This window comes from Microbacterium sp. 69-10 (assembly GCF_001897945.1).
GTDB lineage: Bacteria > Actinomycetota > Actinomycetes > Actinomycetales > Microbacteriaceae > Microbacterium.
The window spans coordinates 84,867-95,088 of record NZ_MKRT01000025.1 but is presented as its reverse complement, the minus strand read 5'-3'; the positions used below and the strand labels follow the sequence as shown (position 1 = coordinate 95,088).

General features: G+C 68.9%; 8 protein-coding genes. 4 read left to right on the top strand and 4 right to left on the bottom strand.

Annotation, left to right across the window (positions count from 1 at the left end; translation table 11 throughout):
• Positions 1-48 precede the first annotated feature (48 nt).
• From BGN97_RS13470 to pepN, 4 genes are all read right to left on the bottom strand, one after another.
• Positions 49-1,707 carry an FAD-binding dehydrogenase gene (locus tag BGN97_RS13470; protein WP_292702489.1) on the bottom strand — a complete coding sequence of 553 codons (1,659 nt, stop codon included), beginning with the start codon at positions 1,705-1,707 and terminating at the stop codon, positions 49-51.
• Between the two features lie 31 nt (positions 1,708-1,738).
• Positions 1,739-2,224, bottom strand: coding sequence for a globin (locus tag BGN97_RS13465; RefSeq protein ID WP_292702613.1), 486 nt, complete (start codon positions 2,222-2,224; stop codon positions 1,739-1,741).
• Positions 2,179-3,249: a mechanosensitive ion channel domain-containing protein gene (locus BGN97_RS13460; protein WP_292702487.1), complete on the bottom strand. Its 1,071-nt coding sequence runs from the start codon at positions 3,247-3,249 to the stop codon at positions 2,179-2,181. The genes BGN97_RS13465 and BGN97_RS13460 overlap by 46 nt, the downstream gene beginning before the upstream one ends.
• A gap of 75 nt (positions 3,250-3,324) precedes the next feature.
• A complete protein-coding gene (pepN, locus tag BGN97_RS13455; RefSeq protein ID WP_292702485.1) occupies positions 3,325-5,895 on the bottom strand; it encodes an aminopeptidase N in 2,571 nt (856 codons plus the stop codon).
• A gap of 143 nt (positions 5,896-6,038) precedes the next feature.
• Here pepN and BGN97_RS13450 point away from each other — a divergent pair, with 143 nt between their 5' ends.
• From BGN97_RS13450 to BGN97_RS13435, 4 genes are all read left to right on the top strand, one after another.
• Positions 6,039-7,223: a ferrochelatase gene (locus tag BGN97_RS13450; protein ID WP_292702482.1), complete on the top strand. Its 1,185-nt coding sequence runs from the start codon at positions 6,039-6,041 to the stop codon at positions 7,221-7,223.
• A gap of 31 nt (positions 7,224-7,254) precedes the next feature.
• Complete coding sequence (locus tag BGN97_RS13445) at positions 7,255-7,740, top strand: ribose-5-phosphate isomerase (RefSeq protein ID WP_292702480.1); 486 nt, start codon at positions 7,255-7,257, stop codon at positions 7,738-7,740.
• Between the two features lies 1 nt (position 7,741).
• Complete coding sequence (locus tag BGN97_RS13440) at positions 7,742-8,740, top strand: DNA-formamidopyrimidine glycosylase family protein (RefSeq protein ID WP_292702477.1); 999 nt, start codon at positions 7,742-7,744, stop codon at positions 8,738-8,740.
• Positions 8,741-8,844: 104 nt separating this feature from the next.
• On the top strand, positions 8,845-10,222 hold a 1,378-nt coding region (locus BGN97_RS13435), incomplete at its 3' end, for a sodium:alanine symporter family protein (RefSeq protein WP_292702475.1).

The window sequence follows — 10,222 nt, the reverse complement described above, 5'->3', positions numbered from 1 at the left end:
CCCCGCGTTCGGGCCGGCGGAACGCGGCCCGTGCGAGGGACGAGCAGCTCAGCGGCTCGCCGCGCGTCCCGCCTGACGCCCGGAGAACAGGCACCCGCCCAGGAACGTCCCCTCCAGCGCACGGTATCCGTGCACGCCGCCCCCGCCGAATCCGCTCGCCTCCCCGGCGGCGAACAGGCCGGGGATCGGCGTGCCGTCGTCGGCCAGTGCGCGCCCGTCCAGATCGGTATGGATGCCGCCCAGGGATTTACGGGTCAGCACGTGCAGCTTGACCGCGATCATGGGCCCAGCCGCAGGATCCTGCAGCCGGTGCGGGGAAGCGGTGCGGATCAGCTTGTCGCCGCGGTACGCCCGCATCGATCGCAGCATGGCGATCTGGGCATCCTTGGTGAAGTCGTTGCCGATCTCGCGGTCGCGCGCCAGGACTTCCTGGCGAGCCCGATCCACGTCCAGGGCCTCTCCTCCCGGCATCCGCTTCATCTGCGTCAGGAGGGACTCCAGATCGTTCTCGACGACGAAGTCGGCGCCCTCATCCAGGAACGACTGCACCGGGCCGGTCGGGCCTTTCGCGAGGCGGGACTTGACGAGCAGCTTCAGGTCCTTGCCGGTGAGGTCGGGGTTCTGCTCGCTCCCGGACAGCGCGAACTCCTTCTCCACGATCCCCCGTGAGGTGATGAACCAGGAGTGGTCGTGCCCGGTGGTGCGCAGGTGGGCGAGCGTGCCGAGCGTGTCGAACCCGGGGTACAGCGGCACCGGCAGGCGCGTGCCGGTCGCGTCCAGCCACAGCGATGAGGGGCCGGGAAGAATGCGGATGCCATGACTCGGCCACACCGGATCCCAGTTCTCGATGCCCTCCACGTAGTGCCACATCCGGTCGCCGTTGATCAGATGCGCCCCTGCCGCCTCGGAGACGGCGTGCATGGAGCCGTCGACGTAGGCGGGGACACCCGTGAGCATGTGCTCCGGAGGCGTGCCCAGCCGGTCCGGCCAGGCCGCTCGCACGAGATCGTGGTTGCCGCCGATGCCTCCGGATGCGACGATCACGGCGTCCGCGCGGATCTCGAACTCCCCGGAGCGCTCGCGCGAGGAGGGGATGCCGCGGGCGGTCAGGTCCTCGGCGAGGATGTCGCCGCCCGCTCCCGCCACGGCGCCGTCCTCCACGATCAGCCTCGTCACCCGGTGACGCGGGAGGATCGTCGCCCGCCCGTCCGCTTCGGCGCACTCCACGGCCGCGGCGAAGGGCGCGACGATGCCGGGGCCGGTGCCCCAGGTGATGTGGAAGCGCGGCACGGAGTTGCCCGGCCCGATCGCGCCCCCGCCTCCCCGCTCGGCCCAGCCCACGACGGGGAAGAAGCCGACACCGCGTTCGCGCAGCCAGCTGCGCTTCTCGCCGGCGGCGAACTCCAGGTAGGCGGACGCCCAGCGTCGGGGCCACTCGTCCTCCGGTCGGTCGAACCCGGCGTTGCCGAACCAGTCCTGGGTGGCGAGCTCGAGGGAGTCACGGATGCCCATCCGCCGCTGTTCGGGGGAGTCGACGAGGAACAGGCCGCCGAAGGACCACCAGGCCTGCCCGCCCAGGTTCGAGCGCGGCTCCTGGTCGATGAGGGTCACCCGCCTGCCGGCCTCCAGCGCTTCTGCGGCGGCGACCAGGCCGGACAGGCCCCAGCCGATGACGAGCACGTCCGTGTCGTGGGTGCGGGATGCCATGGCGACTCCTTCGTCGTCGGTGAGGGCAGGATCAGGAGGTCAGTCCGAGATCGGGACGGCGCTCCTGCGTGGGGCCGATCGTCGTCGGAGGGGGTTCGGGGGAGTCCTCGAACGTGTTCACGAGCGAGTGCGCGGCGCGCTGCAGGTAGTCCCAGAACGTCGCGTCGTGCAGGGGCGAGAGCTGCGCCTCGTCGAGGGCGGTGCGCATGTGCGCGAGCCAGCGGTCACGGGCATCCGGGTTGACGTGGAACGGCACGTGCCGCATCCGCAGCCGCGGGTGTCCGCGGCGTTCGCTGTACGTGCCGGGCCCTCCCCAGTACTGCTCCAGGAACATCGTCAGACGCTCGGCGGCGGGGCCGAGATCCTCCTCCGGGTACATCGGACGCATCACCGGATCCACGGCCACCTCGCGGTAGAACACCTCGACGATGCGCTGGAAGGTGGCGTGACCGCCGATCTCGTCGTAGAACGTCACTTGGCGTCGCCTTCCTTGTCGCCGGTCTTCTTGCGCCGCCAGACTCCCCGCTCGGCGACCGGGGGCACACCCGTGATCGCGTTCGGGCGGGTCTTGGGCGGGTTGGCGCCGCGTACGCGGCGCGCACCCTCCAGTCCGGAGAGGGTGACGGATGCCAGGCTGGGCACCAGCACGTCCTTCTCGGTCAGAGCCTGGCGCAGACGCGCCCTCAGCTCCTGCGCGACGTCGTCCATGGCATTGGCACGAGTCTTCATGACCACGCGCACGACCAGCGCGTCGCCGGTGACGGACTCCAGACCCCAGACCTCCGGGCGCTCGATGATGCGCGTGCGCCACTTCGGGTCCTTGGCCAGTCCCTGCGCGGTCTCCAGCATCGTGGATTCGACGAGCTCGAGATCCGCATCCGGCTGCACGCCGAGATCGATGATCGCGCGCGCCCAGCCCTGCGACATGTTGCCGATGCGCGTCACCTCGCCGTTGCGCACGTACCAGAGCGTGCCGTTCACGTCGCGCACCTGCGTGATGCGCACGCTGACGTACTCGACCACACCGGATGCCAGGCCCAGATCCACGACGTCGCCAATGCCGATCTGATCCTCGGCGACCAGGAAGAGGCCGTTCAGCACGTCCTTGACGATGTTCTGAGCGCCGAAACCGAGGCCCGCGCCCACGGCGGCGGTGAGGAGCGTCAGAGAGCCGAGCAGTGAAGGACTCAGCTGATTGACCGTGAGCACGATCGCCACGACCATCAGGATCACGTTGACGATGTTCTGCAGGATGGTGCCGAGCGTGCGCGTGCGCTGCACCAGCCGCATGTCCGCGAGAGGAGAGCGCTCCAGAGCCTGAGTGTCGTCGACCCTGGCCTTGCTCTTGGCGCTGTCCACGATGCGCTTGACGACCCGACGGATGACGAGGCGCAGGACGAACGCCGCGAGGACGCAGGACGCGATGATGATCGCGACGGCGATCGCGTTCCAACCGGCTTCGCCCAACCACGCGAGGATCTTGTCCCAGGTCGTGGGGTCGGCAGCGGCTGCCAGGGGATCGGCTGCGAGGTGGAGATTCATCATCTCGATGTTACCGAGAAGGCCTCGGCGCACACTGGGTGCGCCGAGGCCTTCTCGCAGAGTGGTCCGTGCGGATCAGTCCTCGGCGTCCCGGGACTGCGCGGCCAGAGCCCGCTCGACGTCGGCGAGGTTCTCGTGCACCAGGCGGCGCAGCGCGGGAGACGCGTCCTGATGGGACGACAGCCACGCGCGGGTCGCGTCGCGCAGCTCCACGCTGGCCAGCGACCGCGGGTACAGGCCCACGACCAGGTAGTCGGCGATCTGGTAGGTGCGACCTTCCCAGATGGGCACGAGCATGTCGAAGTACTTCGGGATGAAGTCGCCGAGCACCTCGACGCCCGAGGGGTGCACGAAGCCGAGCGCCGCCGAGCGGACGATCGTGTTCGGAAGGTCGGCATTGTCGATCAGCGACGACCAGGCCGCCTGCTTCGCCTCCGCCGTCGGCAGCGCGGCGCGTGCCTGCGCGGCGAACTCGGCGCCCTTGGACGTGTTGTCGGCGGCCAGTGCGGCGTCGATCGCTGCGGCATCCGTCGCGCCGATCGCTGCCAGGCCGTTCAGCAGCTGCCACGACAGGTCGGCGTCGATGTCCAGACCCGGCAGGGTCTCCTCGCCGGAGCGCAGTCGCCCGACGACGCCGGCGTGCTCGGGGGTGACCAGCGTGTTCGCGAACGCCGTCACCAGCTGGAGCTGGCTGTCGCTGCCGGACTCCGCCTGCTGCGCGAGCGCCCAGAGGCCGTCGGCGACCTTCTCCCGCGCCGCTGTGCGGTTCTCGGGGGTGACGTAGCTGGAGGCGGCCAGCAGCAGCTGCGAGAGCGTGGTGCGCACCGTGGTCGACTCGGTCTCGCGGCCGATGTTGCCGAGCACGAGGTCGATGTAGGCGGATGCCGGGCTCTCGGCGTCGCGGGTCTGATCCCAGGCAGCGCCCCAGACGAGCGAGCGCGCCAGCGGGTCGCTGATGTCGGAGAGGTGCTCGATCGCGGTGGCCAGGGAGCGGTCGTCGAGTCGGATCTTCGAGTACGCGAGGTCCTTGTCGTTCAGGAGCACCATGTCGGGGCGCTGCAGGCCCTGCAGCTCCGGGATCTCTGTGCGGTCGCCGTCGATGTCGACCTCCACGTAGTGCGTGCGCACGAGCGCCTCGCCGTCGAGGTTGTAGAAGCCGATGCCCAGACGGTGCGGACGGATCGTCGGGTAGTCGGCGGGAGCGGTCTGCGTGACGGCGAAACGGGTGATGACCCCGGCTGCGTCCTCGGCGATGACCGGCGCGAGCGTGTTGACGCCCGCGGTCTCCAGCCACTTCTTCGCCCAGGTGCTCAGCTCACGGCCGCTGGTGGCCTCGAGCTCGGTGAGCAGGTCGCTGAGCTCGGTGTTGCCCCAGGAGTGCTTCTGGAAGTACTGCGAGACACCGGCGAAGAACGCCTCGATGCCCACCCAGGCGGCGAGCTGCTTGAGCACCGACCCGCCCTTGGCGTAGGTGATGCCGTCGAAGTTGACCTGAACGTCCTGCAGGTCGTTGATCTCGGCGACGATCGGATGCGTGGAGGGCAGCTGATCCTGGCGGTAGGCCCAGGTCTTCTCCATGGCGGCGAAGGTCGTCCACGCCTCGGTCCACTCGGTGGCCTCGGCCGTGGCGATGGTGGACGCCCACTCGGCGAACGACTCGTTCAGCCACAGGTCGTTCCACCACTTCATGGTGACCAGATCGCCGAACCACATGTGCGCGAGCTCGTGCAGGATCGTGACGACGCGGCGCTCCTTGACGGCATCCGTGACCTTGCTGCGGAACACGTAGGTCTCGGTGAACGTGACCGCGCCGGCGTTCTCCATGGCGCCGGCGTTGAACTCGGGCACGAAGAGCTGGTCGTACTTGGCGAACGGATAGGGCACGCCGAACTTCGACTCGAAGTACGCGAAGCCCTCACGGGTCTTGTCGAAGATGTAGTCGGCGTCCAGGTGCGCCCACAGGCTCTTGCGGCCGTACACGCCGAGCGGGATGACCCGGCCGGATGCGCTGGTGAGCTCGGAGAAGGTGGCCTCGTACGGACCCGCGATCAGGGCCGTGATGTAGGAGGAGATCCGCGGGGTGGGCTCGAAGCCCCAGGTCGCGGTCTGCTGGGTGCCGGAGTCCGTCGAGGCGTCGTGCACGATCGGCTCGGGGGTCGGCGAGTTCGACACGACCTTCCACGCGGCGGGCGCGGTGACCGTGAACTGGAACGTGGCCTTCAGATCGGGCTGCTCGAACACCGCGAACATGCGCCGCGAGTCGGGCACCTCGAACTGCGAGTACAGGTAGACCTCGCCGTCGACGGGGTCGACGAAGCGGTGCAGGCCCTCACCGGTGTTGGTGTACAGGCAGTCGGCGTCGACGATGAGCACGTTCTCGGCCTGCAGGCCGCTCAGCGCGATGCGCGAGTCGGCGAAGGCCTCGCTCGGGTCGATCTGCTCGCCGTTGAGCGAGATCTCCCGCACCTCCTTCGCGATCAGATCGATGAAGGTGGCGCCGCCGGGGGTGGCGGTGAAGCGCACGACGCTGCGCGATCCGAACACCTCCGCGCCCTTGGTCAGGTCGAGCGAGACCTGGTAGGACTGCGTGTCGATGACGGCGCGGCGCTCCTGCGCTTCGGTACGGGTGAGGTTCTCTCCAGGCACAGCTGTTTCTCCCAGTGGTGAGGGGGTGTCGTCCCTCGTCGGCACTGCTGGCGCCGACGGCAACCCTGACAGCCTACGCCAGGCGACGTGTCGGGCAAGCGACTCCGCGCTGGCTCATAGCCGGGAGTGGAAGGATGGAGTGCGTGATCCCTGAAGCAACGGATGTCGTTCTGCACGCCTCTTCCGCAGCATCCGGGGGTGAACCGTTCATCGAGCAGCCGGTCGCGTACGACGCGATCCTCCTCGCCGGATTCGGCGGACCCGAGGGGCAGGACGAGGTCATCCCGTTCCTGCGCAACGTGACCCGTGGACGGGGCATCCCCGACGAGCGCCTCGAGGAGGTCGCGCACCACTACCGTCACTTCGGCGGGGTCAGCCCGATCAACGGACAGAACCGCGCGCTGAAGGCCGCGCTCGAGGCCGAGCTGGAGGCGCGCTCGATCGACCTGCCCGTGTACTGGGGCAATCGCAACTGGGCGCCGTATCTGGAGGACGCCGTGGCGGAGGCCGCCGGGCACGGCGACACCACGCTCCTGGCGTTCGCGACCAGCGCGTACAGCTCCTTCTCCAGCTGCCGGCAGTACCGCGAGGACTTCGCGCGCGTACTGGACGGCACGGAGTACGACGGGGTGGTCACCATCGACAAGATCCGGCCGTTCTACGACCACCCGGGTTTCGTTCAGGCGTTCGTCGAGGGCGTGCATGACGCCGTCGCCGCGTTCCTCGCCGAGGGCGTCCCCGCGGACGCCGTGCAGGTGCTGTTCTCCACGCACAGCATCCCGACGGCGGATGCCGAGCGCTCCGGCCCCCGCGACATCGACTTCGGTCCGGGCGGAGCCTACGCCGCGCAGCACGAGTCCGTCGCCGCCTGGGTGATGGATCGGGTCGCGCGCCTGCTGCCGGCCGCGGCGGACGTGCACTGGGAGCTCGTCTACCAGTCCCGCTCCGGCCCCGCCTCGCAGCCCTGGCTCGAGCCGGACGTGTGCGACGTGATCGGCGAGCTGGCCGGGCGCGGCAGGGAGGCCGTGGCGGTCGTGCCGGTCGGATTCATGAGCGACCACATGGAGGTGCTCTGGGATCTGGACACCGAGGCGAAGGAAGCCGCCGAGCAGGCCGGCCTGCGATTCACGCGGACACCCACGCCGGGAGTGTCGCCGGCGTTCGTCGCCGGCATCGTCGACCTCATCCAGGAGCGCCTGGAGGGACGCCCGAACGCCGATCGCGCGCGGGTGGCCTCGGTGGGCGGTTCGTTCGACGTCTGCCGTCCCGGATGCTGCGAGAACGTGCGCGCCGGATTCAAGCCGGCCGCCGCCGGCATCCTGCCCTGAGCGGGACGGACCGGAAAGTAGGATGGGCACCATGCGCATCCACATCGCCACCGATCACGCCGGTCTCGACTTCTCCACCCGCCTGCAGGAGCATCTGCGCTCCGCAGGGCACGACGTGACCGATCACGGACCGGTGGAGTACGACGCGCTCGACGACTATCCGGCGTTCTGCATCCGTGCGGCGCAGGCCGTGATCGCCGATCGGACCGCGGGCGTCGAGGCGCTGGGCGTGGTGTTCGGGGGCTCGGGCAACGGCGAGCAGATCGCCGCGAACAAGGTGCAGGGCATCCGTGCGGCGCTGGTGTGGAACACCTCCACCGCGGAGCTCGCCCGCGAGCACAACGACGCCAACGTCATCTCGATCGGCGCGCGCCAGCACACCTTCGACGAGGTCACCTCGTTCATCGACACGTTCATCGGCACGCCGTTCTCGGGCGAGGAGCGCCACGCGCGGCGCATCGCCCAGATCGCCGACTTCGAGCGGGACGGATCGCTCCTGCCGGACCCGCGCGCCTGACATGCCCGAGGGTCATTCCGTCCACCGCATCGCGCGCCAGTTCGCGCGCAACTTCGTCGGACTCCCGGTGCACGCCTCCAGTCCGCAGGGCCGCTTCGCCGAGGGCGCAGCCGTGCTCGAGGGTCGCGAGATGCTGCAGGCGATGGCGGTGGGCAAGCAGATGTTCCTCGAGTTCGAGGGCGACACCTGGCTGAGGGTCCATCTCGGGCTCTACGGCGCGTGGGACTTCGCCGGCGAGATCCTGGTCGACCCCACCATCGCGTCCGCCAACGGACGGATGGGGCAGACCAATCAGCGCGGCACCGATCTGGACGGCGTGATCCTCGACGAAGCGGGGGAGAACTCGCTCACCTCGATCGGCGCTCCGCGGAAGACTCGCGTGCATGTGCGCATGTCGGAGCAGACCAAGGGGCTCGCCGACGAGGACGCCGAGTGGCCGCCGCCGGTGGTCGGCCAGGTGCGGCTGCGCCTGCTGACGGATGCCACGTGCGCCGACCTGCGCGGTCCCACCGCGTGCGTGCTGCAGACGCCGGACGAGATGCTGGCCACGGTCGCGAAGCTGGGCCCTGACCCGCTCGTGGGCGACCCCGCCGAGGGCGAGGAGCGGTTCGTCCGCATCGTGCGGCGCAAGCCCACGGCCATCGCGCTGCTGCTGATGGATCAGGCGGTCGTCAGCGGGATCGGCAACGTGTACCGCGCCGAGATGCTGTTCCGCGCGCGCCTCAACCCGCACACTCCGGGACGTGACGTACCGGAGGAGGTCGTGCGGCAGCTGTGGCGGGACTGGGTTCAGCTGCTCGCGATCGGCGTCGAGACCGGCCAGATGATGACCATGGACGACCTGTCGCCCGAGCAGTACCGGGCCGCCATGGCCAGCCGCGATGACCGGCACTGGGTGTACCACCGGGCGGGACTGCCCTGTCGGGTGTGCGGGACGGAGATCGCGCTCGAGGAGCTCGGTGCCCGCAAGCTGTACTGGTGCCCGTTCTGCCAGCGCTGACCAGCCCCGTCTGATCGAGCGCCACGCCGGGATATTGGAACCTGAGTGCGGGCTGTGAATAGGATGGCCGGATCCGTTCGCAACGACGCACGACAGGAGAAGTCATGGACCTATCCGGCCTGCAGGCCGTTCTGGAGAACATCAGCTCATGGATCTGGGGGCCCTGGTTCCTCATCCCGCTGCTTCTCGGAACGGGGCTCTACCTCACGATCCGCCTCGGCGGCATCCAGTTCCTCAAACTCGGCGCGGCATTGCGACTGGGCCTGTTCACCCGCAAGGACCCCGGTTCCGACGGTGACATCTCGCAGTTCCAGGCGCTGACCACGGCGCTGGCGGCGACGGTGGGCACCGGCAACATCGTCGGCGTGGCGACCGCCATCGGCATCGGCGGGCCCGGCGCCCTGTTCTGGATGTGGGTCACCGGCCTGCTGGGCATGGCGTCGAAGTACTCGGAGGCGTTCCTGGGCGTGCGCTTCCGCACCACCGATGCCGCGGGCGAGAAGTCCGGCGGTCCGCAGTACTACCTCGAGCGCGGCATCAAGAACGGGTTCGGCAAGTTCCTCGCGATCTTCTTCGCGATCTCCGCCGTGATCGCCTGCTTCGGCATCGGCAACATGACTCAGGGCAACTCGATATCCGCGAACCTCGAGAACAGCTTCAATGTGCCCACCTGGGTCACCGGCATCGTGCTGACCGTCTTCGCGCTGCTCGTGCTGGTCGGCGGCATCAAGTCGATCGGCCGTGTCACGGCCGGACTCGTCCCGGTCATGATCATCTTCTACGTGCTCGGTGCGATCTACATCCTGATCGCCAACATCGCCGGCGTACCGGCCGCCTTCGCGCAGATCTTCAGCGAGGCCTTCACCGGTACCAGTGCCGTGGGCGGCTTCGCGGGCTCGCTCATCATCGTCGCTGTGCAGATGGGTGTCGCCCGCGGCATCTTCTCCAACGAGTCCGGCATGGGTTCGGCCGCGATCGCGGCGGCTGCGGCCAAGACCAGTCACCCGGTCCGTCAGGGGCTCGTGTCGATGACGCAGACCTTCATCGACACGATCATCGTCGTCACCTGCACCGGTCTGGTGATCATCACCACCGGAACGTGGAACAAGGTCGACGAGGCGACGGGCGAGCAGATCAGTCCCGCGCTGATGACCGGCGAGGCGTTCTCGCACGGGCTGCCGGGTGAATGGGGCCACTACATCGTGACGATCGGCTTGGTGCTGTTCGCGGGCTCCACGATCCTCGGCTGGTCGTACTACGGAGAGCGCAGCCTGGAGAGGCTGGTCGGGGTGAAGGCGATCATGCCCTACCGGATCATCTTCTCGCTGGTGGTGTTCATCGGCTGCACGACCGAGCTCGGCGTGGTGTGGGCGTTCTCCGACGTGATGAACGGCCTGATGGCGCTGCCGAACCTGATCGGCCTGCTGGTGCTCTCGGGCCTTGTCGCGCGCGAGACCAAGAAGTACCTGACGAACGATCCGA